Source organism: Thermogemmatispora tikiterensis, from assembly GCF_003268475.1.
GTDB lineage: Bacteria > Chloroflexota > Ktedonobacteria > Ktedonobacterales > Ktedonobacteraceae > Thermogemmatispora > Thermogemmatispora tikiterensis.
In genome coordinates this window covers 4,778,275-4,800,607 of record NZ_MCIF01000002.1, presented here as the reverse complement: position 1 = coordinate 4,800,607, position 22,333 = coordinate 4,778,275, and the positions used below count along the sequence as shown (strand labels likewise).

Here is a 22,333-nt window from a genome sequence, read left to right as displayed (position 1 = left end):
TCAAGGCCAGGGTCAGGAGGCTGAAGTGAAGTCAGCCTCCCGGGAGCCATCTCCAGGCAGACAATTAACTGGAGCAAGTCAGGTGCAGCGTGCGGCGCCGTGGTCCATCCAGCTCAACCAGCACGACGCGCTGCCAGGTACCCAGCAGCAGGCGGCTCCGGGCGTAGGGCACCACGAGCGATGGCCCGATCAGGGTCGCCAGAATATGGTCGGGCGCATGGGCCGGATCGTGCGGGTGCCGGTAGCGGATCGGCGGCAGCAGGCGGCGCAAGGCATCTAGAAAATCGAGGTCGGTGCCCGGGTCAAGGTCCATCGCCGCCACCGCGCAGGTCGTATGCGGCACAAAGATGGTGCACAGGCCATTCTCTTGCTGCACGTTACGCAGATGTTGCTCAATTGTATCGGTGATATCGATGACTTGATCCTTGTCACGGGTTTCGACGGCCAGAATCTTCATTTCAGCCATAGCTTGATCCTCCAGTGTTCAGCAATAGCGTCTCTCCATCTTGCCAGGCCCGACCAGAGCCGCCCGCGCCGGGGCGGGAGTCTGCTCTATCCGGGGCTGGCAGATCTCAGCGCGCGACCTCTACCGGCAGGCACCCAAGTTGCTAGCTGGGCTTGCGTCCACAGATGGTCAGGGCGTAGCAGAGGCCAACATGGTCTTCGCTCAGCATTTCCAACAGCATCCGTTCATAGAGGGCATCAAACTCGGCTTCGCTCAGAGAGGCGAAGCGTAACAAGAATGGCTTCGTCAGAGCGAAAGCCACCTCTGCATCTTTCACGCTGATAGCATACATCTCGCTGCCATAGGAGCCATCGACAACATACGGCGCCTTGCGGATGGCCACAAAGCCGGCCTCCGACAGCAGCTTGCCGAGCATATAGGGCACGCCGCTGGTATGGCCATCGACCGAAAAGGTACGCTTCAGGCGAGCCAGGGCCGTGTAGAGATGGCCCATCATCTCCTGAAAGGCCGGGCTATTCGTCACCGTCAATTCAGGCTCTGAGAGGCGCAGCAGTCCACCAGGGCGCAGCAGGCGCCAGCACTCAGCAATCAGTGAGCGCCAGCTCTCCTGATCCATAAAGGCGAAGATCCAGCGGGCATTGATCAGATCAAACGAGGCGTCGTGAAAGGCCAGAGGCTGGCGGGCATCCATCACTTCGAAAGAGACGTTCGTCAGGCCGCGCACGCGTGCCTGAGCAAAGGCGTAGCGGATCATCGTCTCGCTGATATCGAAGCCGACGATCTCCATCGAGGGATAGGCAGCCGCCAGCGCCAGCGCCCAGCCACCGGGGCCGCAGCCGATATCAAGAACCCGGCGCACGCTGCTGAGTTCCTCGGCTGTCAACTCGGGCAGCAAGCCCCCCATAGCCTGCGTCAGCAGCTGGTCCTGCATCATCAGGCGTGAGGTTTCGGCAGCATCCTCAGCATCGATCGTATACTGACTCTGGGCAGTAGGCTCAGGAGAGGGGGCAGGATGATCAGAGGTAGCCATTGCGTTTCTGTTCCGTCCTTTCTCTGAACTTCCAGCGAACGGTAGGCCAGGCGCATCCAGGGCGGGCAGGCAAGCCGGGAAGCAGTCGCCAGAGGAGCTACTCAGCGCTGTCGATTGCGCTCACGCTACTGGTCTGTGTCGGCATAGCAGGCAAAGACCTACACATCAGCGATGATCAAGCTCTCGTGGGCACGGCAGACGGCAGTTCTTCCTTCTTGCGTGCGGCCAACCCACAGGGACACGCTCCAGGATAGACCATCAGGGATGGCACGTCAAGCAGGAAGATGCAGCGTAGTAGCCTGGCTCAGTTGAGCAGCGTCCAGGGGTGCCAGCTGCCATCAAACCACAGGTGCTGCAGAGCATTTGTGTCAGTGCGCGCGAATACATCGATATAGGCAGGTCCCCAGGAGATGGCGGTCGGCGACGAGACCAGATGTCCACCAAATGATTCCCAGGAGTGCCAGCTGCCGTCGTAGGCCAGGTGCAGGAGTGAGCCGGCGGGCGAGCAGGCGAAGACATCCAGACGGTGACTCCCCCAGGAGGCCGCGGTAGGATCGTAGATGAAGCTGCCGCCGAGGGACTCCCACGGGCCCCAGCTGTTGTCAAAGGCGCGGTGCCAGAGGGCATTATCGCCGCCGCGGGCGAAGACATCCAGGCGGCCCGGGCCCCAGGAGACGGCTGCCGGGGCCGAGGTGATCACGCCGCCCAGCGACTCCCAGTCATGCCAGAGGCCGTCGTACCACTTGTGCCAGAGGGCGTTATCAACGCCGCGGGCGAAGACATCCAGGCGTCCGGCCCCCCAGGAGGCCACTGCAGGATTCGAGGTGAGCGAGCCGCCCAGGCTCTCCCAGTTGTGCCAGGAGCCATCAAACCAGCAATGCAGCAGGCTATTGTCGACGCCGCGCACAAAGAGATCGAAGCGCTCAGGACCCCAGGCTACCGCCACGGGATCGAAGGCCAGCGAGCCGTTGAGTCGCTCCCAGCTCTGCCAGTGCCCGTCGAAATGGCGATGCCAGAGCGTATTGTCGACAGCGCGGATAAAGAGATCGAGCTGGCGCACGCCCCAGGAGGCCAGGGCAGGACGGCTGTTAATGCCCATGATGAGGGCCTGAGCGGTCGCCTGGGCCTGTGGCGTTGGGCTGGCCGGACGCTCCGCAGGCGAGGGTGAGGGCCTGGCCCGGGCGGTGGCCGTGGGACGCGGGTGAGAGGCTGGGGCCGGAGGCTGACCCAGGCCACGCAGCGAAGCCAGCTGCTCCTCCAGAGTGGTTACGGCGAGATCGCAGGTAGCGGCGCTGAGCAGGGCCAGGGCCCCGATTCTGACCAGGGCCTGGCGGCGTGAGAGCGGCTGCGCGGGGGTGAGTGGTCTCCCCAGGGGCAGGGCCTCCAGGGCCGGACGCAGCCAGCGGAGCCAGCGTCGTGGTAGCTGAGAGGGGGGCGCGGGGGTCACCGGCATCGCCGGGAGCGCGAGCGGCGCTGAGCGCGGCCTGCTGGCGTTGGCTCCGGCGGTGTCAGCTTCGGTGCCAGCATAGGACGGCGCTGCTGGGGCCGCTTCCGCAGAGTCGACAGAGAGCGCTTCGGCGGATGACTCTGCGCTCTCCGGGCGTTCGGCGCGCGCCACCAGAGCGGCGGGCTGAGCTGGCTGGCGTCCTGTTTCAGTCGCTGGGGCCAGGCGCGCGGGTAAGAGGAGCGGCCTGCCTGGACGCCAGGCCTCCGCCTCTGGTGCGGCGGGAGCGGCAACCGCCAGCCGGGCCGCGGGGACCTCAACGGTCGGCTCATCGGCGGCCTGAGCGAAGGCAGCTTCCAGGGCACGGGCAAAGTCGGCGACGCTGGCAAAGCGCTCGCGCGGGTCTTTGGCCAGGGCCTTAAGGACCACCATCTCGATGGCTGGCGAGATGGTGGGCTGTTTCTCACGCAACGACGGCGGGGAGGCCTGCAGATGCTGCAGGGCGACCAGCATCTCCCCGCCAACAAAGGGTGGACTGCCGCAGAGCCACTCGTAGACGACCACGCCCAGGGCATACTGATCGCTAGCCGGCGTCGGTGCTCCGTCGATCTGCTCCGGCGCCATATAGGTTGTCGTGCCGGCGGCGTTGGGCGGCGCGTAGGGCGTACGCGTCACGCCAGCCCCCGGGGCGCGCATGGCAATGCCAAAGTCGCTCAGCAGCAGAACGAAATTATCGCCGAGCAGCATATTCTCAGGCTTGACATCGCGATGGATAATCTGGCGCTCGTGCGCATACTGCAGAGCCGCTGCCATCTGGCGCACATAGGAGAGCACTCGCCCCGGTGTCAGAACACTGCCGGCAGGATGACGCTGGCGCAGTGAGCCGTAGGGGGCGTAGTTCATCACCAGATAGGGTGTCTCGTCCTGAATGCCAAATTCCAATACGCGGATGATGTTCGGATGCGAGAGACGCGCAATCGTGCGCGCCTCAGCCAGAAATTGATTGAGGGCATCCTGCGTCAGGCGCGTCTGTAGCACCTTGATCGCTGCTGGCGTTTTGAGATAGATGTGCTCGCCCAGGTAGACGCGGGCAAAGCCGCCGCTGCCAAGCACCTTGAGCAGACGGTAGTTACCGAGTCGTTGCCCTGCATAGTCTATCATCGGCCCGTCTCGACCCTGTCCTATGGTTGCATTGCATGCTTTGTGTGCTATGCTGTGCTTCGCTGTGTCTCACCGTGGTGCGCTTCGCTGGCGCAACCGCCTTCCCGCCCTCCTCGGGCTTATTATAGCGTACGCTCCCTTTTTTCGGGACAAAAGTCCCATTGAACGGGAGAAAATAGTACTGATGGCGTTGCTTTCTTCGCTTGTCTGACTGTCAGCTTGATTGCCTGTTGCCGGCACCTGCAGCCACCCGGTATACTGAAGCGTGCCAGCCAGTTGGCTACTGATCCGAGGCCCTGGCCAGGGATCGGCGGCCACTCGACTGGTAGCCTGCAGCTAGCTTGTGAGGTAAGAAGGGAGCAACGAGCACGGCCCTATGTTGAATGACCCCGTTTTGCTCAACGATTGGCATGTGGTAGCCTACGCGCCGGCTTTACCTGAGCGCCAGCCGGTGGCGGCGCGCTTACTCGATGAGGACCTGGTGCTGTGGAAGGTTGACGGGCGTGTCCACGTCTGGCGCGATCTCTGTGTGCATCGCGGCGCGCGCCTCTCGCTGGGGCGTGTCGAAGACGGCTGCTTGATTTGTCCGTATCACGGCTGGACCTACGATGAGGAGGGGCATTGCGTGCGCTTCCCGGCCCATCCTGAGCAGAAGCCGCCAGCGACGGCCCATGCGCGCGTCTACCGGAGTTGCCTGCGCTACGATTGGGTCTGGGTGACGCTGGGCGAGCCTCAGCATGAGGTGCCAGCTTTTCCCGAGTGGGATGATGCCAGTTTCCGCAAGGTGCATACCGGCCCATACTCTGTTGAGACCAGTGGACCGCGCGCGATCGAGAATTTTCTCGATGTGGCGCATTTTCCTTACGTTCATGCGGGCCTCCTGGGCGATCCGTCCCATGCGGCCATCAATGATTATACAGTGGAGACGGGCGAGGATGGTATTACGGCCCGCGATATTACGGTCTGGCAGCCGAATCCCGATGGCAGCGGCCAGGGCGCTGAGGTGACCTATACGTACCGCGTGCTGCGCCCGCTGACGGCGTATTTTGTGAAGACGTCGCAGGGGCCGCGCTTCGCGATGTTCTTTACGGTGACGCCGGTGAGCGAGCGCCGCTGTATCGCCTGGCAGTATGTGGCCCTAAACTACGGGGAGCAGAGCGAGGAGGAGATCCGCCGCTTCGAGGATATGGTAATGCAGCAGGATATCCGGGTGATTGAGTCGCAGCGCCCCGAGCTGCTGCCGCTGGATCTGCAGGCGGAGCTGCACCTGCGCTCGGATCGCACGGCCATCGCTTACCGCCGCTGGCTGCGCCGCCTGGGCGTGACCTTCGGGACAGCCTAGGCCGGTGTCTCTCGTCCTTTTTACTTGTGTAACAGGAAGAAGCCGGTAGATACTGTTACTACCAGTCTTGTTATTCGTTCCCTACAATAAGAAGAAGGCACACAAAGAAGGGCAACCCATGAGCACGGCCTCTCACCCGCCCGAGATCACGCACCTGGCTTCGTATCGCCGCTGCGTGGAGCGCATTCGCAGCGCCTGGCCGGCTTTTCTGGAGCGCCAGCGCCAGCGCCTGGCCGAGCAGGAGCGCTATGGCAAGGCATCGGAGAAGGTGGCCGAGAATATCTTAGAGGATCTCTTTACGCTGGTGCTCGATTGGGAGCTGACCGATCTCAATCATCAGGTACAATATGCGGATCTGGTGCTGACGCGCCACGGCATTAAGTATCTGCTGGTGGAGGTGAAGCGTCCGGGAGCGCTGGCCTGGAACCGCTATGCGGTCGAGCGGGCCCTGGAGCAGGCGCAACGCTACGCGGAGGAGCAACACGTGAAGTGCATCGCTATCAGCGATGGGGTGATGCTCTATGCGGCGCATCCGCGTCATGGCGGATTGGAGGATCGGGCCTTTGTCTCGCTGACGGCTGTGGAGCCGCCGCTTGACCTGTGGTGGCTGAGTATCCACGGGATCTATCGCCCGCGTCCGGCGGCCCTCTCTCCAGCGGGCACGACGGAGCCGCTACGGCTGTTGCCGGAGACGGCGCCGGCCCTGACACTGGAGGCCGAAGCGACGGAGCTGCTCCATCCGAAATATCGGCTGCCGGCAGCCTGCTTTGCCTATGTGGGGAGTCCGAGCCGCCCTGAGACCTGGAAGCTGCCCTATCGTCTGGCCGACGGTTCTGTTGACGAGCGCCGTTTACCGAAGGCCATCCAGGCGATTCTGAGCAATTACCGCGGGACGAAGGTGAGCGGGATTCCCGAGAGCGATATTCCGGCGGTGCTCTTGCGCCTGGCGGAGGCGGCCACCAGTCTGGGACGCATGCCTCATCAGCGCGGCGATGCGGCGGAGATCTATCGCCAGCTTGCTGATGCGCTGGAGCAGTTGGGCTATGTTCCTGGCGAGCAGGGACAGAGCCAGGGGTTGTTGATGGCTGAGCGGTCTTCTCCGTTGCCGGCTCGCCAGTCCTCTCGGGAGCGGCGGGCGGGTCGCCGTCTTCTTTCAAAGGATCAGGAGCGTTCTTCCTGAGCGAGGGCGCGCCCTGGCTGAGCGCGCTCTTGCTCTCCTCAGCTACTTTCTACTCGCAGCTCGTCCTTTTGCAATGCGAGGGGAGAAGGGCCAGAGCGGTGCCGGGCGTGGCCTTATGGCCGGGCCGACAGCCATCCGCTCTGGCCGCTTTTTTTTCGTCGTCGGCCCCGGCCTTACTCTTCCCCTCCTCTCTTCTTCAGACCTGCCTTGCTTGCTCAATAGCCGCCGGGCAGCTAGTCTAGTCTCGCTGCCACCAGTGTACTCGTTAACGCTTGCAGGAAAGCGGCCTCTACCGGTACAATGATAGAAAACATGGCCTGTGAGGCTGCACAGCGCCGACGGTCTCCATGAACAGCAGAATGAACAGAACAGAGCTGGACTTATGACCAATCCCAAGCCATCGTTAGATCACAACAACGACAGGGCCGTCCGCGCGACCAGAGCAGCTCAGCCACAGGCGCCCGTTTGTTGTGCTGGCCGGGCCTGATCTGGGCCCGCACTGGCCAGCCCAGCCATCACGGCGACGCAACGCAATGCAGCAGCAGGAGAGAGGAGGTCCGCGAACCTGTGAGCAGTCCTCTCATCAGTGAAGTCCGCAGCCATGCCCGTCGCAGACGCGCTCGGGGCAGCCGCTTCAGACAGGGCCGATCGACCCGCTATGTGCGCTATGTCCGCTATCTCGGCTCGCTGGGCCGCGCCAGCCGGCGAGCCGTCCAGGTGACACGCCAACGCGCCCCCGCCTGGCGGCACTCCGCTTTCTCACGCTATGTCCTCGCCTGGCTTGCCGCCTATCTCTATGGCTCGCTGCCGCTTGTCTACTGGCTCGGACGGCGCAGCGGCGTCAACCTGCGCAAAAGCGGCTCGGGCAATGTCGGCGTCTCCAATCTGCTCAGCAGCGGCAAGCGGGGACGGCGCTGGGCAGTGCCCGCAGCGCTCTTCGACGCCTCCAAAGGGTACCTGCCGATTAGCATCTGCCGCCGCCTGGGCTATCCACGCGAGGTAGCTGAACTGGCCGGCGTCTGCGGCGTCATGGGCCAGTGCTGGCCGCTCTTCTTGCGCTTCAACGGCGGACGCGGCCTGAGCGCCTTTTTCGGGGCCGCGCTGCAGATCAACCGCCGCGCCGGCGTCCTGGCCCTCTCAACTCTGGCCAGCGGTGTCCTCTGGCGCCTCGGCTCGCTGCTCTCCCACCATCGTGCCCCCATGCAGGCCGCCCGCTGGTCCTGGGCCGGCTCTGGCTACGCCACGGCCCGCAGCAAGGTGGTACCTCTTAGCGGCCTGGCCGCTATCCTGCTCTTCACGCTCGTCTGCCTGCGCGAGCATGAGCGCACACAGCGCCAGCAACTCATTCCTCCCCTGCTGGCCGCTCTGCTCCTGCTGCGCCGCCTGACCGCTCCCTTGCCCGACGATGCCGAGCACGGCCCGACACGCCAGCCCTCGGCCCTGCTCTACCGCCTGCTCTACGACCGCAATACGCCCGATTAAATTAAAGGTCGAACAGAGAGCGCCAGCAGACAGGCCCAGTCAGCCTGGAGCAGGCCAGGCACGCCGGCCAGATCGGAGAAGATGAGCGATCGGATCAGCAGGCCGCCACAAAGCCTGAAGGAGCTGAGAAGAGGCGAGCAGAAACAATGATAGGGGTCATCACCGATAGCACGGTGGGACTGCCTGCGGGTTTGGCCGCGTCCCTCGGCATCACCATCGTGCCGCTGGTCATTCTCTTCGACCAGGAAGCTGTTCTAGACGGTATCGATCTCGACAGCGCCGCCCTCTTCCGCCGTCTAGAAGCGGCGCCGGTCTTTCCTCATACCTCTCAGCCCTCGCCCGCCGCTTTTGCCCAGGCCTACAGCCGCCTGGTCGCCGCGGGGGCCGAGGGCATTCTGGTCATTGTGCTCTCCGCGCGTCTCAGCGGCACCTACCAGAGCGCCCAGCTGGCCCGCGAGCTGCTACCCAGCGAGCTACGCCGGGTGCCAATCGAGATCATCGACTCGCAGAGCGCCGCCATCGGCATGCTGCCTGCCGTGCTGCAGGCCGCTGAGGAGGCCCGCCAGGGGCGTACGCTGGCCGAGATCCGCGCCCATGCTCAGGAAGTCCTCGCTCGCACTCACTTCCTGGGTGTACTGGAGACGCTGGAGTTCGTACGCCGCAATGGACGCCTTAATGGTGTCCTGGCCACCCTGGGCGATCTGCTTGACCTGAAGCCGATCCTGGTCCTGGAGCGAGGCAACATCGTCGCCGCGGGCCTGGCTCGCAGCCGGCGACGCGCCTGCCGTCAGATCGCCCAGCTGATCAGAACGATGCGTCCCATCGAGCGCATCATCCTGGGCGAGTCCAGTCCCGGGGCCGCCGACGACCTGCGCCACGAGCTGCAGACCATCTATCCAGGCGAGCTGCCCATTTACTCACTGGGGGCCGCTCTGGCCCTCAATACCGGCCCGGGGACCGCCGCCGTGGCCGTCGTCAGCCGCTCGCCGCTAACGCTGGGCTGGAGCGCAGAGGATGAGCCGCCAGCCTGACGCCGATGGCAGCTCATCCTCTGCCTCAGCAGCGTTCTTTGATCAGGCAGCCCCATACCTGTTCGATCTGGGTATGGCCTGCCTGGTCCAGATGAAGCAAGAGCACCGGCTTGTTGAGGACGTTGCCGTCGCTGCCAAAGGCAATGACCCCCGTGATGCCCTGCCAGGCCTGCTGGCCCTTCATCTGCAGCAGAGCCTGCTGGAGGTGCGCCCCTGTCAAAGGCTGACGCTGCTGGAAGAGGCGATAGCAGGCTTCCGCCAGGACGGAGACAGCATCATAGGCCAGCATGCTATCGGCATCAGGCCGGGTGTAGCCGTATGGACTGCGGCCTGCTGGCGTCGGTCCGAAGCTGGCTGCGTAGGTCTCCAGGAATGTCTCCATTTGCGGTAGGGGCTGCCCCTGCCATTCATCAGGGAAGGCGAAGGCTGTAAAGTAGAGACGTCCGCTGTGAAAGGAGGGCCGCGCCTCCTGGGCGTAGTTCCCATAAATGTAGAGGGCATCGCCTCCCAGTACCAGCGGACACATCGTTGTCGCCAGTGCGGTCACAGGCTGGCAGGGCGGCAAAGCAGCCAGCAGCACGCTGACATCGGCAGAATAGCCTGCGAAGTAGATCAGGTCCGGCTGAGTACGCAGCGCGTCCTGCAGGAGCTGGGGCAGGTTGTCAGGCTGGCCAACGTGATATTCTTCGGTAACCGTGATGTGATGGCTGGCATCTTCGAAGGCCAGACGAAAGGAGGAGGCCAGGCTCTGACTGTACTTGTCGCGCGGGTCTTCGAAGAGAGCAACTCGCCGGGCCTCCAGTGTCTGTCGAGCGTAGAGAGCGGCATCCTCACCCTGAAGGGCATCCGGTGGAGCGATGCGCGCGAAGTAGGGCAGGTTGCGCAGATCATTGCCGGAGGCGGTCGGCGAGAGCATCGGCAGGTGGGCCTGATCAACCAGGGTCACACTCTCGCTGACATCCTGGCTTAGCTCCCAGCCAACGATCCCCACAATGGGCGCACTGGCAGAGGAGACCGCTGCAGCCTGAATGATCTGACAGGTGACCTGAACTACTCCGCCACTGCCGGCATTGGCCAGCAGCAGGCGCAGGCGCAGCGTGTGGCTATCGTTAAAAACGCGCTGAGCTACATAGGCTCCTTGCAGGATATCGCGCGCCCCACCAAGATAGTGCGGCGTGAAGCGCGTTGCCACCACCAGGGTGATGCTGGGCAGGCCACTCTGCTCAACGGCGACGTTTTCCGCATAGATGTGCGCTTCGGCATCGTTAGTTACCTGCTCGACAGCGTTTTGCCAGAGCGACTGCGCCTCAGACAAGTTGCCAGCACTATATTGCTGCGCCGCCTCCTGCTTGCGCGCCAGGTCGGGCTGGCTGGTATCCAAGACCACGGAGCCATCGCTGATGCCGACCAGTTCTCCAGTGGGAGTCTTCATCACACCCAGATAGGCCGAGGAGGCGAGGTTGTTGCGCGGCAGACTGCAGCTCGTCGCCGCGGGGACATGCGGCCAGACGCGCGGTACGATATTCCAGCCGAGAAAGACCAGCAAGAGCACGCACGTGAGCATCACCCAGAAGCGCGTCTTCGCCACCAGCGTGGCCAGATCCTCCCCAAGGGCCTTCAGCAGGCGAATGAAACCCATGCGCGCCTCATGAAACTGCAGGACAACTCCTACGACGCCGATCAAAAGCCCGATGAAAGCAGTCAGCTGAGCGGAGCCGCTCGCTTTGTAGCAGAGCCAACAGAGGATAATAATGCACAGGAGCAGAAAGCCCAATTGGGCCAGACGTCTGCTCATGCTGGTCCCCTCCTTCCTTTCCTGGAAGGAACGTTCAGGACTAATAAACCTCTCCTGATGTAGATAGACGCAGCGGAAGACGGCGGCTTGCTGCTCATTATAGCCTATCGAGCAGTGTCTGCCTATTGTGCCTTTCTCTCCCGGCGAGACCGCACCGAGTCAGCTTGGCACAGAGGAACGGCCTGTACTATGATAAAAGCATAGCGGCCCGGGCCTGAAGGTGAAAGCAGCGCCGCGAGGAGGATCATCTCATCCCCCAGCGCGGCAGCGCCACCATGCTCTCACCCCGCTCGTTCCGTTCGCTCGCCAGCAGGCAAGGAGGCCAGAGAGGGTCAGGCCACCGTCGCCGGAAGGAACGCTGGCGACTGAGTCCGGCAGAGCGGAAGGAAGGGAAAGATCATCGAGGAGCAACAAGGAAGCAATGCAGCACAGTGTGTCACTGACAGGCGGGCAGGCAGTGGTAGCCAGCCTGCGCGCCCACCATATTGAGGTCGTTTTTGGCATTCCGGGGGTACATAATCTGCCTATCTACGATGCCCTCTACGATGAGCCGGGGATACGTCATGTCCTGGCACGCCACGAGCAGGGCGCGGGCTACATGGCCAACGGCTACGCGCGCATCGCCGGGCGTCCTGGCGTGGCCCTGGTGATTACGGGACCGGGCGTGACCAATATTGCTACGCCGCTGGCCGATGCCTATGCCGATTCGCTGCCGCTGCTGGTCATCGCCACCAGCCTGCCGGGCGAGACTGGCGGGCGCTCCTGGGGCCGTCTGCACGAGCTTAAGGACCAGCTCGGTCTGGCGCAGGCTCTGGTTGGCTGGAGCCACGAAGTGCAGCGCGTGGCGGAGATTCCTGAAGCCATTGCTGAGGCTCTGCGCCAGATGCGCACAGGTCGGCCCCGCGGCGCCTTTCTGCAGATTCCACTGGACGTGCTTGAAGCGCAAGAGACGATAGCCCTGCCCGCGCTGGAAGAGGAAGAAGCGCCAGCGGTGGCGCCCAATGAGGAGGCAGTTCAGGCGGCCCTGGAGCTGCTGCGAGCCGCGCGCCGACCTGTGATTATCGCCGGGGCCGGGGTGAGCGCCGCCGGCGCGAATCATGAGCTGCTGCGCCTGGCCGAGCTGCTGCAGGCCCCAGTCTTGCTTGGCGGCAAAAGTCACGACGTCTTACCCAACGATCACCCGCTGGTCATCACAACCCGGGGCGCCCCGTCGCGTACGCTTGGCCCACTGCTGAGCCGCTCCGATCTGGCGCTGGTCGTTGGCAGCAAGCTAGGGATGCAACGCACGACGCTGCCCGCCCTGGAGCGTAACCGCAGCGGCCAGGCCCAGGCAGAGACGGGCCGTCTCCCTTTGCCAGAGAAGCTGATCCACGTCGATCTCGATGCCGGCGAGATTGGCCAGCGCTATCCGGCCAGCGTTGCCCTGGTTGGTGATGCTCGCCTGGCCCTGAGCGCCCTCCTGGCAGGACTGGAGGAAAGGGCAGGGCAGTATGAGGATCGCCGCGAGGAGGTGGCCGCTGTGCGCGCTGCTTTGCGCGAGCGAGCGCAGCAGATTTATGGCGAGGTGATGCCCTGGCTGGAGGCCCTGCGGACAGCCCTGCCGCGCGAGGGGATCGTGGTGGCCGATATGACGATGGCTGGCTATGCCGCCGCCCAGGCGTTTCCAGTCTATGAGCCACACAGCTTTATCCATGCCTCCGAGCTCTGTTCCATTGGAACGGGCCTGCCGCTGGCGCTGGGGGCACAGCTGGCTGCACCACAGCGTCCAGTGGTAGCGCTCTGCGGCGATGGAGGCTTTTTGCAGAATGTGGGTGAGCTGGCCACGGCAGCGCAGGAGCGTATTCCGGTCGTCACCATTGTCTTCAATGATGCCAGCTATACGGCAGTGAAAAACGATCAGCTGCAACGCTTTCCCGGACGCAGCATCGCAACAACGCTGGAGCCGCCTGACTTCGTGAGCCTGGCCCACGCTTTCCACATCGAGGGCCAGCGCGTTGAGGCCCCCGCTGAGCTGGCCAGGCTGCTGCGTGCGCGGCTGGCCTTGCCGCTGGAGGAGGCGCGCCCGCTGCTGATCGAAGTGCCGCTGACACAGCGTTGAGGCAAGCCAGCAGAGCCAGCGTCACTGAGGTCTGTCAGAGACTGGCGCTGCGGGCACATCCTTCTTGCCTTAGTTAGACCAGTAACCAATAAACCTGCAAGGCAACGGTTGCATCTATGGCCAGAGCGAGCTGAGAGCCTGCTCTTCACCCGCGTCTACGATACGAGTCGGACCTGCACGACCTCTCTTTCACGCTGGCCGCTTCTTGCGCGGGCCGGGGAACTCATAGCTCCAGTCGCGCTGGCCTGCACCAGTTTGTCGGGCCACTCAAGGCCAGCCTCGCCCGGCGCTGAGCTGCTGGTAGCGCACTGCCGCCGCCCCCCAGTCGGCGGGCCAGCAGGCGAGAGCAAGGCGTCAGCTAGGCTACCGCGAGGCCAGGTCCCAACCCAACCGGGCAGCTCAGGGCCAGATCCGACGCCTTCCCAATCTTGACTAGTCTGCTCATCAGCACCTACGCTCCTCCTGGTTTCCGACAGCCATCAATCAAGCCAGAGCCAGGTGGCGGCGAGCACCGGATCTTATCAACAAGCGCTGGCCACAGTCCGGCCAACGTCCATCTGTACGGCAGGCCGCTCCTTCTTCTGGCCTGTCCCTGCTTAGAGATCAGCCGCCCGCCCTGTCTCTAGCACGAGATAGGCGCGAGCAGAGCCGGTTCACCTGAGCCTGACAGAGAGTCAGGCGCTAACAGATTTCTAACGTTCCTCCCACACTCTTCTAACACAGCCTATGGCATCATATGTACCGTGGAGAGGTGTACCACCGCAGAGCGGAACAGGCCACAGTAGACGACTCGCTACGACTACGACCGACACGACGTATCTCGCTTCCCAGGGGATTTGCGTAGCTAACATGGAGGTGTGCCATGCCAGTTGAAACCCATAAAGAAAAGCTGGGCTTTCAGGCAGAAGTCAAGCAATTGCTTGACATCATGATCCATTCACTCTATAGCAATAAAGAGATCTTTCTACGCGAGCTTATCTCTAACGCATCAGATGCCATCGATCGCCTGCGCTTTGACGCCCTCTCGAATCCCGACCTCTACGAGCGCGATGCCGACTTCAAGATTCGCGTCTCTTACGACCGCGATGCGCGCACCATCACTGTCAGCGACAACGGCATCGGCATGTCGCGCGAGGAGGTCATTCAGAACATTGGGACCATCGCCAAGTCGGGCACGCGCGAATTCTTCCAGTCGTTGACCGGCGACCAGCGCAAAGATGCCATGCTCATCGGTCAGTTCGGCGTCGGCTTCTACTCTTCGTTCGTGGTAGCCGATCGTGTCACCCTGCTGACGCGCCGCGCCGGCCTGCCCGCCGATCAGGGAGTGCGCTGGGAGTCCGATGGCCAGGGCGAGTATACCATCGAGACCATCGAGAAGCCAACTCGCGGCACCGACGTCATTCTGCATCTGCGCGAGGGCGAGGACGAGCTGCTCAACGGCTACCGTCTGCGCTCGATCATCCGCAAGTACTCGGATCACATTCAGCTGCCCATTGTCATGAAAGTTGAGGGGAAGGACGAGGAGGAGGTCGTTAACAAGGCTTCGGCCCTCTGGGCCCGCCCCAAGAGCGAGATCAGCGAGCAGGAATACAAGGACTTCTATAAGTATATCTCGCACGACTTCGCCGATCCGCTGGCCTGGGTCCACAGCCACATGGAGGGCACCCACGAGTACACGCTCTTGCTCTTCATTCCTTCTCAGGCACCCTTCGATCTGTGGCTGCGCGAGCGCCATCACGGCGTCAAGCTGTATGTGCGCCGCGTCTATATCATGGACGATATCGAGAATAAGCTGCTGCCGCGTTATCTGCGCTTCGTGCGTGGCGTCATCGACTCCGATGACCTGCCCCTCAACGTCTCGCGCGAGATGCTGCAGCAGAACCGCCTCATCGATACGATGCGCGCCACGGCGACCAAGAAGATCCTGGGCCTGCTTAGCGATATGGCTGAGAAGGAGCCGGGCAAGTACGCTATCTTCTGGCGCGAGTTCGGGCGTGTGCTCAAAGAGGGCCTGGTCGAGGATAAGGCCAACCGTGACCTGATCGCCCGCCTCCTGCGCTTCGCGTCGACGCTCAGTGGCCCCGAGCAGAATGTCTCTCTGGAGACCTACGTCTCGCGCAAGAAGGAGGGCCAGGATAAGATCTACTATCTGCTGGCCGAAAGCTACGAGGCCGCCAAGGATAGCCCGCTGCTGGAGATCTTTAAGCAGAAGGGCATCGAGGTCTTGATCTGGACCGATCCCATCGACCACTTCGTACAGCACGAGTTGCAAGAGTATGGCGGTCTGGCCTTCCAGTCGATTGCGCGCGGCGAGGTCGACCTGAGCAAGCTAGAGGATAAGCAGGAGCAGGAAGAGCGCCAAAAGAGCGCTGACGAGGTACGCGACCTGCTGGAGCGCTTCAAGAAGGTCCTCAGCGAGAAGGTCAAGGATGTGCGCACGACGAGCCGCTTGACAACCTCGCCGGCCTGCCTGGTGGTCGACGAGGGCGGCATCGATCCCAACCTGAAGCGCCTGCTGCAGGCCGCCGGCCAGGCCGTGCCCGCCGACAAGCCGATCATGGAGATTAATCCGCAGCACCCGATCATCCAGCGCTTGCGTCAGGAACAGGACGAGGCACGCTTCAACGACTGGGCCTGGGTGCTCTTCGACCAGGCTGTGCTCAGCAGCGGCGACCAGCTGGAGAACCCGATCAGCTTCGTCAACCGTCTGAACAATCTGCTGACACGTCTGGGAACAGAGTGAAGTCGCAGCTCACTTCTGTCTCGCCCGCAACCGTTGTCCCAAGCCAGGAGGGCGCTACCCTGGCCGGTGCTCCGTCGAGAGGACAGCGGGGCGGGCGAGCTGGTTTCTCCTGACCCCCTGATGCCGCTCTCCCCCAGGCTACGCCCGCTCGCTCTCTTGCCTTTGCTGGAGAAGCTGCTCTATCTGGAGCAAGGTCTTCCAGCTACGTCCTGTGACAGGACAGCCAAGGGCACGCTCAAGGGCCAGAGTCGTCAGCTTTGAGCGTCCGATGCCTCCAGCATACCAGACATACAGCTCCTGACCACGCGCCGAGAGCTGCAGCTGCTCGGGTCCCGCAGTCGCCAGTCCCTGCAAAGCTGTGTTTGCCTCTGGCAACGGGGTTGCAACCAGGAATAGCACGACGAGACGCTCAGGCGCCTGCTCGGCCTCTCGCAGGAAGGGATTCGCCCGCATGGTCTCCTCCAGATCAGCGGCACTGCGCAGGGCGACCCGGCTGGCAAAGCCAAATTCCTGGAGGAAGCGCTCCTCAATCTGACGAGCCAGACTCAGGGCGTCACCTTCGTCGCTGGTGAAGAGCACGTTGCCCGTCTGGATATACGTACTGACTGCCTGCAGTCCCAGGGCCTCATGCATCCTCCTCAGAGCTGGCATGGAGACCACCCCGTGCCCGCCCACATTGAGCGCGCGAAAAAAGGCCACATAGCTTGTCATCTCTCTGAAGCTCCCTTCATTTCTGCTCGCTGGCTGGCCGCTCAGCCAGTACAGCAGCACGCTTGAGCTAACTAGAGGATCAGCCCGCTCCGCCTGGCTCTGCCACGCTGGCGCTAGAGAGTAGCCAGCTTTTTTATATGTTCTGCTTCTGCTCCCAGAGATAGGAAGAGAGATGATTACCTGGATATACTTAGGCAAAAAGAGTGATAGAGATTGTCTATCTAGCAATTACCGAGTATATTTGCTGGCAGCAACGACAGAAGAAAAGGTCAAGCGAGGGGATGGCCCGCATGCTGTCAGCAGGAAGCGAGATCGCTCCGGCGCCACAGCAGACCTGGAGCAGATCGCCAGGCCAGCAGACCCTGACCCGGCTTCAGGAAAAGGGCCGGAGCCTGGCAAGGAACTGGCCACTCTGGCTTTGTCTGGCGCTGGCCCTGGCTGTGCGCCTCTTTCTGGCTATTCGTCATAACCCGGTCATTGAAGGAGACGAGGCCCTCACCGGCATTCAGGCGGAGAACATTCTGCGCGGCGAATGGCCGATCTATTACTATGGCCAGGCCTATATGGGAAGCCTGGAGGCCTACATCCTTGCCCTTTTCTTCGCCGTCGCCGGGCCATCGGTGCTGGTCCTGCGCATCGCGATGAGCTGTACTTCGCTGCTCCTCGTCTGGCTCACCTGGCGCTGCGGCGAAGCCCTCGCCTGCGAGGCGGGCCTCCGCGCAGGCCCGCGCCGGCTCTTCCTAATAGTGGCGACAGCCATCGCTGCTCTGCCCCCTCTTTACGATGCCGTGCTGGAACTACGCTCCTACGGCGGCTATACCGAGGCCATGATCGTGATGCTCTGGCTGCTCTGGGCCACCCTGCGCCTGACACAGCGCTGGCACCAGGGCGCCAGCCGGCGTGAGCTGGCCTGGCGCTGGGCAGGCATCGGCCTGCTGGTCGGCCTGGGCCTCTGGATCGATCCCTTGATCGCCTACGCTCTGGCCACAATGGCCCTCTGGCTCGCCGGCTTCCTCTGGCAGGAGTGGCCGCGGCAGCACAAGCAGAGCGGCGAGGGAGGCCAGAGCAAGAGCAGTCAATGGACCCGACTAAAGGCGGGCTTCTTTGCTGCGCCAGCGGCCCTACCGTCACTGCTGCTGGGATTGGGGCCGGCGCTCATCTACGGCGCACAGCATAGTTGGGAGAATTTCCTTTATATGCTGCACGGCGGGCATCCTATCGCGGCCCCGGGCAGCCGTCTCCATATCCTGCGCGAAGTTGTGACTTTCTATGCACGTTGTATAGCTCCGCGCGTCATCGGCGGCACCTTACCAACTGAGCCATATGTGACACAAAACCATCCTGCGATTCTGACGCCAGGGCTGGTCATCAATGGCCTGGCAATGATGCTGGCCGCTGGTGCCCTGCTCCTCTCATGGATCTGGCCCCGGCCAATATTGCTCTGCCTGCGCCGCCTGACAGTCTTGCCTCTCCTCTTCGCGCTCTGCCTGACGCTGATCTACTGCCTCGATCCGCTGGCAGTGGCCAGCGTTTACTCCGGCTGTGGGCCCTGGGATCTGACCGGGCGCTATGTGGTGCCGCTGGTCATCGTGCTGCCTTTCTTCCTGGCGGCAGCCGTGACCCTCTGCTGGTATGGCTCTGCCGCCACCGATGGCGAGACCTCGGCTGTCTGGTCAGCTCCGTCTCCCGCGGGACAAGGAACCACATGGCCTCGGCCCAAGCCGAGCAAGCAGCCCGTCGTCTGGCGGTCGCTGCTGCGTCCCACGCTCCTGGTGCTGCTGCTTCTCTGTTACTTCAGCACGCAGTTCTCGGCCTACGCGATGGCCAACACCCATAATACCTTCGAGACCTCCGGTTGCGTTCAGGCGCCCGGTGACTATACGCCCATCATCACCTATCTGCGCCAGCAGCACATCAGCTACGCCCTGGCGACCGCCTGGGTCGGCAACCCCATCACCTTTGTCACCAATCAGCAGATCCTGGTGACCGAGCCGCGTGCGCGTGTACCGGCCTATAGCCAGAAGGTGCTCCATGCAGCTCACTATGCCCTGCTACTACTCGTCCATCAGGATCAGAGCACGCCAGCCATCGTGCAGGCACTGCAGCACAAGCACTGGCGTTATACGCTGAAACGCTTCCCAACGATGCCCGGCTGGGAACTGATGGTCGTGATCACTCCGGACCACAATATCTCACCGGCTGATCCCGCCTTTCGCCCGGCACTCACCCAGATCTACAATCGCTGCGATGCCTGAGAGCTTGCCTTTAGGTCGCCCGCCGACCCGGGACAGCCCGGGCGGTCAGCATAGTCCTGTTTGCCAGGCTCACCCCCTTCCAGCAACACCTGCCGCTCGCAGGCAGGAGTACTGCCCTGCCACCTCACAGGTCCGTCACCAAATTGCCGCAGCGGTGGCCGGTCCAGCTATTTCCGTCCCGGGACAGGAATGCCGCCCGGTTGTATTTACGGGCAAGTGATGTTAAACTGAACACTGAACAGACAGGGAAACCGCTGAGCTGAGCAGGTCAGTCAGAAGGAAGACGTCGCTTGCTGCGCAAAGATCGCGTCTTTGAAATCTTGCGCGCCATGTGTGCGGAGGCCGCCGCTGCCCCCGAAGGCACGGCGCTCAGGCGCAAGCGAGGGTTCAGCGCCGAAGAAGTCGCGGAACGCGCCGCTATCGATCGCACCAATGCCAGCCGTGACCTTAATCAGTTAGCACAGGAGGGGAAGGTCGAGCGTATTCCTGGTCGTCCTGTCCTGTTTGCCGTCAGGAGCCTCTCCCCCCAACCGCCACTGTCGCCGGTCGGGTCACAGCCACTGCCGGTCAGGGAGTCGCAGCAGAAGCAGATCCAGCAGACCCAGGCCCCGGCGGCTACCCGCCCGCCTGATCTGCCGAAGCTGGTCAGACCCGAGGCTCCCAACAAGCTGCCAGTGGTGGTGGCCTCCATGCAGAGTGGAGCCATAGTTACCAGCTTTGAAACGCTGGTCGGGAGCGACGAAGGACTGAAGGTCGCTATTCAGCAGGCGAAGGCGGCCATGCTCTACCCCCCGCACGGGCTGCACACGCTCATCTGCGGCCCCAGTGGTGTGGGCAAGACCACCTTTGCGCGCCTGATGCATGCCTTTGCCATCGAATTCGGGGCTTTACCTCCCAACGCCCCCTTCGTCTCCTTCAACTGCGCCGACTACGCCGGCAATCCACAGCTGCTCATGGCCCACCTCTTTGGCGTCGTTCGCGGGGCCTACACCGGCGCCGAGCGCGACCGCCCGGGCCTCGTCGAGCAGGCCAGCGGCGGTATCCTCTTCCTCGACGAAGTGCACCGCCTCCCTCCCGAGGGACAGGAGATGCTCTTCTATCTGATGGACCGCGAGCGCTTCCGTCGCCTGGGCGACGTCGAGGAGCGGCAGGCCAGCATCTTACTCATTGCCGCCACCACCGAGGACCCCAACATCACCTTGCTGCCAACCTTCCGCCGGCGCATTCCTATGCTCATCACGCTGCCTGGTCTGGCCGAGCGCTCGATGCAGGAGCGCTACGCCCTCATCCGCGCCTTCTTCACCACCGAATGCAGCAGCATCGGCGCCAACATCCACGTTGAACCGCAGGTCATTCAGGCCCTCCTGCTCTACGAGTGTCCCGGCAACATCGGGCAACTGCGCACCGACATCCAGCTGCTGTGCGCCCGGGCCTATCTGGATTACCGCACGCGCAATCTCAGCGAGCTGCACGTTGACGTCAGCAACCTGCCCGACCACGTGCGCCGTGGCCTCCTGCGCACCGCCGAGCTGCAGCGCTCGCTGGAGCCGCTGCTCGACGTCCTCAAGGTCAGCCACATCTTCACTCCGACCGGCCTCAGCCTCGATGTCCTGCCCCACTCGGCCCGCGACCTCTACGAGACCATCAGCCAGGAGGTGCGCACGCTGCGGCGCAGCGGCCTCACCGACAGCGAAGTCAATCGGTTATTGCAGCTAGAGATCCAACACTACTTCCAGCGCTTCGCCGACGAGGTCACGCGCGCCCGCCAGGAAGCGGTTCCGCATCTGGTCGACGAGCAGGTTGCCGCCGCCTGCAGCTCCGTAGTCGACTTCGCCGCCCAGCGCCTGGAGCGCGACCTGCCCGAGAAGCTGGCCCTCGTCCTGGCCATGCACGTCACCAGTACACTGGAGCACCTGGCCCGCGGCCATCAAGTTCCCACTTCCGTTATCGAATCCGTGGCCGAAACTTATCCGCGCGAATATGAGGTAGCGCGCGCCGCTCTGGCTCAGCTCCGTAACGCCCTGCAGGCCCCGCTCCCCGAGAGCGAGGTTGATGTACTGGCCGTGCTCCTGGCTCATGCCGATAGCCTGCTTAGCAGCGAGCAGCCCGGCGTCGGTATTGTAGTCGCCGCCCACGGGCGCGGCATCGCCGCTGGCCTGGCCGAGCTGGCCAATACCCTGGTCGGCGTCAAGACCGTGCGCTGGGTCGAGCTGTCACTGGAGCAGTCGCCCGACGAGCTGGTGGCCCAGGTCGCCAGTTGGGTACGCGTGGCCGACCAGGGGGCCGGCGTCCTGCTCCTCGTTGACTTCGTCTCCCTGCTCTCCCTGAACGAGCTGGTCGAACAACAGACCGGCGTCCGTGTGCGCACGGTCTCCGACGTTAGCGCACCCCTGGTGATCGAGGCAGTGCGCCGCGCCCAGCGCTCGCGTGACCTGAGCCTCGACCAACTGGCCGAGAGCCTGACCCTGACGCGCTCGATCAGTAACCGCAGCGGCGGTCGTGAGCGCCACACAGAGCCATTGCCCACCCCAGGCTTTGGAGACCCCGGCCCCAGTCGCGAGGCCGGGCGCGTCATTCTCTCAGTGTGCCTGACGGGCCTTGGCAGCGCCGCGAAGATCGCCGAGCTGATCAACGAGGCCCTGCCCGGTCTGCACGAGCAGGGGATCAAGATCTTATGCATGGATATTACTCTCTCTTACAAGACACGCGAGGACATCCAGCAGCTCGTCGGTAACCGCCAGGTGATCGCCGTCGTGGGCACCATTAACCCCCACCTGGACGACTATCCTTTTATTCCCTTGACGGATTTGCTCTTCGGCGATGGTCTGGCCCGCCTGCGCACGCTGCTCGGCGAGACGCTCATCGATCCAGCTCTGCTGCAGGCCGGGCGCGAGCAGGGACCAGGGGCGGCGCCCCCCCTGACGCTGCCTCTGGCCAGCACGGTGGCCACGGGTCACTTCCCCCCAGGGGAAGCGCTTAGCGATGGCAATGGGGTCCAGCGGGAGCAGGTACAGCTGTTCTCCCGCCGCGCCGATCTGGTGCGCCAGCTCACGGAGACGCTCAGCCAGCGCATGATTTTTCTCAATCCGGCGCGCGTCATGCCCCTGCTCGATCGCGTAATCGAACTGATCGAGGTCGAGGTCGGCGAGAGCTTTCCAATGGAAGTGCTGGCCGGCTTGATGCTGCATCTGGCCTGCATTTTGGAACGGGGCGTTCCCTACAAAGGGATGCTGGTGAGTGAGGCAGTACGCCGCCTGGTCGAGCAGCAGTTTGCCCGCGACCTCTCCATCTGTCGCCATGCTCTGCAGCTACTAGGAGAACAGGTCGGACGCTTCCTACCTGACGAAGAGGCCTACAATATCGTTTGCATTCTGCGCCAGCTCGATATCTTCGCCGCCCGCTCTTGACGCCGTCTGGCGCCTTTTCTCCTCCACTTTCGACATGGCAGAGTAGGGCTGCGTCATCTCCCGCCCGGCTACGTATAATAAAGGCAAAAGGAAGTCCAGAGCACCCTTAGTCAAGCGAGCGACATTTCTCAAAGGAGCCGGGGGCGCGCCTGGCTTGTGGCCATTTCTGCCAGCGATGCAGTCGTCCA

13 protein-coding genes are annotated in these 22,333 nt (G+C 63.1%); 8 read left to right on the top strand and 5 right to left on the bottom strand.

Features of this window, described 5'->3' with window-relative positions; all coding sequences use genetic code 11:
- Positions 1 to 64: 64 nt before the first annotated feature.
- From A4R35_RS19240 to A4R35_RS19230, 3 genes are all read right to left on the bottom strand, one after another.
- Entirely contained in the window at positions 65 to 466 is a 402-nt protein-coding gene (locus A4R35_RS19240; RefSeq protein ID WP_223258410.1) for a secondary thiamine-phosphate synthase enzyme YjbQ, read from the bottom strand.
- A gap of 142 nt (positions 467 to 608) precedes the next feature.
- Positions 609 to 1,496: a class I SAM-dependent methyltransferase gene (locus tag A4R35_RS19235; protein ID WP_112432209.1), complete on the bottom strand. Its 888-nt coding sequence runs from the start codon at positions 1,494 to 1,496 to the stop codon at positions 609 to 611.
- A 304-nt stretch (positions 1,497 to 1,800) separates the two neighbouring features.
- A complete protein-coding gene (locus A4R35_RS19230; RefSeq protein WP_112432207.1) occupies positions 1,801 to 4,101 on the bottom strand; it encodes a protein kinase domain-containing protein in 2,301 nt (766 codons plus the stop codon).
- 376 nt (positions 4,102 to 4,477) lie between these two features.
- On the opposite strand from A4R35_RS19230, the gene A4R35_RS19225 reads away from it, so the two are divergent.
- The 4 genes from A4R35_RS19225 (at position 4,478) to A4R35_RS19210 (ending at position 9,136) form a co-directional block, all read left to right on the top strand.
- The gene (locus A4R35_RS19225) at positions 4,478 to 5,443 is read left to right on the top strand and encodes an aromatic ring-hydroxylating dioxygenase subunit alpha (protein ID WP_112432205.1); all 966 of its coding nucleotides are present in this window, start codon (positions 4,478 to 4,480) and stop codon (positions 5,441 to 5,443) included.
- Between the two features lie 118 nt (positions 5,444 to 5,561).
- Positions 5,562 to 6,623, top strand: a complete 1,062-nt coding sequence (locus A4R35_RS19220) for a hypothetical protein (protein ID WP_112432203.1) — start codon at positions 5,562 to 5,564, stop codon at positions 6,621 to 6,623.
- A gap of 567 nt (positions 6,624 to 7,190) precedes the next feature.
- Entirely contained in the window at positions 7,191 to 8,105 is a 915-nt protein-coding gene (locus A4R35_RS19215; RefSeq protein ID WP_189362045.1) for a glycerol-3-phosphate acyltransferase, read from the top strand.
- A gap of 146 nt (positions 8,106 to 8,251) precedes the next feature.
- A complete protein-coding gene (locus A4R35_RS19210; RefSeq protein WP_112432198.1) occupies positions 8,252 to 9,136 on the top strand; it encodes a DegV family protein in 885 nt (294 codons plus the stop codon).
- Positions 9,137 to 9,161: 25 nt separating this feature from the next.
- On the opposite strand, the gene A4R35_RS19205 is transcribed toward A4R35_RS19210, so the two are convergent.
- Positions 9,162 to 10,931: an ABC transporter substrate-binding protein gene (locus A4R35_RS19205; RefSeq protein ID WP_112432196.1), complete on the bottom strand. Its 1,770-nt coding sequence runs from the start codon at positions 10,929 to 10,931 to the stop codon at positions 9,162 to 9,164.
- Between the two features lie 421 nt (positions 10,932 to 11,352).
- On the opposite strand from A4R35_RS19205, the gene A4R35_RS19200 reads away from it, so the two are divergent.
- Positions 11,353 to 13,029: a thiamine pyrophosphate-binding protein gene (locus tag A4R35_RS19200; protein WP_112432194.1), complete on the top strand. Its 1,677-nt coding sequence runs from the start codon at positions 11,353 to 11,355 to the stop codon at positions 13,027 to 13,029.
- Between the two features lie 862 nt (positions 13,030 to 13,891).
- Complete coding sequence (gene htpG, locus A4R35_RS19195) at positions 13,892 to 15,772, top strand: molecular chaperone HtpG (protein ID WP_112432192.1); 1,881 nt, start codon at positions 13,892 to 13,894, stop codon at positions 15,770 to 15,772.
- A gap of 138 nt (positions 15,773 to 15,910) precedes the next feature.
- Here the strand turns inward: htpG and A4R35_RS19190 are convergent, their stop codons facing one another.
- Entirely contained in the window at positions 15,911 to 16,483 is a 573-nt protein-coding gene (locus A4R35_RS19190; RefSeq protein WP_112432190.1) for a DUF1697 domain-containing protein, read from the bottom strand.
- Between the two features lie 290 nt (positions 16,484 to 16,773).
- Between A4R35_RS19190 and A4R35_RS19185 the strand changes: the two genes are divergently transcribed.
- Together A4R35_RS19185 and A4R35_RS19180 are read left to right on the top strand one after the other, a co-directional pair.
- The gene (locus A4R35_RS19185) at positions 16,774 to 18,738 is read left to right on the top strand and encodes a hypothetical protein (RefSeq protein WP_146747267.1); all 1,965 of its coding nucleotides are present in this window, start codon (positions 16,774 to 16,776) and stop codon (positions 18,736 to 18,738) included.
- Positions 18,739 to 19,028: 290 nt separating this feature from the next.
- On the top strand, positions 19,029 to 22,145 hold the full coding sequence (locus tag A4R35_RS19180) for a sigma-54-dependent transcriptional regulator (RefSeq protein ID WP_112432185.1): 3,117 nt from the start codon (positions 19,029 to 19,031) through the stop codon (positions 22,143 to 22,145).
- Positions 22,146 to 22,333 lie beyond the last annotated feature (188 nt).

What these genes read in the sequence shown, in the direction of transcription:
- A4R35_RS19240 (WP_223258410.1), bottom strand. Translation starts at nt 466, where the DNA reads ATGGCTGAAATGAAGATTCTGGCCGTCGAAACCCGTGACAAGGATCAA.
- A4R35_RS19235 (WP_112432209.1), bottom strand. Translation starts at nt 1,496, where the DNA reads ATGGCTACCTCTGATCATCCTGCCCCCTCTCCTGAGCCTACTGCCCAG.
- A4R35_RS19230 (WP_112432207.1), bottom strand. Translation starts at nt 4,101, where the DNA reads ATGATAGACTATGCAGGGCAACGACTCGGTAACTACCGTCTGCTCAAG.
- A4R35_RS19225 (WP_112432205.1), top strand. Translation starts at nt 4,478, where the DNA reads ATGTTGAATGACCCCGTTTTGCTCAACGATTGGCATGTGGTAGCCTAC.
- A4R35_RS19220 (WP_112432203.1), top strand. Translation starts at nt 5,562, where the DNA reads ATGAGCACGGCCTCTCACCCGCCCGAGATCACGCACCTGGCTTCGTAT.
- A4R35_RS19210 (WP_112432198.1), top strand. Translation starts at nt 8,252, where the DNA reads ATGATAGGGGTCATCACCGATAGCACGGTGGGACTGCCTGCGGGTTTG.
- A4R35_RS19205 (WP_112432196.1), bottom strand. Translation starts at nt 10,931, where the DNA reads ATGAGCAGACGTCTGGCCCAATTGGGCTTTCTGCTCCTGTGCATTATT.
- A4R35_RS19200 (WP_112432194.1), top strand. Translation starts at nt 11,353, where the DNA reads ATGCAGCACAGTGTGTCACTGACAGGCGGGCAGGCAGTGGTAGCCAGC.
- htpG (WP_112432192.1), top strand. Translation starts at nt 13,892, where the DNA reads ATGCCAGTTGAAACCCATAAAGAAAAGCTGGGCTTTCAGGCAGAAGTC.
- A4R35_RS19190 (WP_112432190.1), bottom strand. Translation starts at nt 16,483, where the DNA reads ATGACAAGCTATGTGGCCTTTTTTCGCGCGCTCAATGTGGGCGGGCAC.
- A4R35_RS19185 (WP_146747267.1), top strand. Translation starts at nt 16,774, where the DNA reads ATGCTGTCAGCAGGAAGCGAGATCGCTCCGGCGCCACAGCAGACCTGG.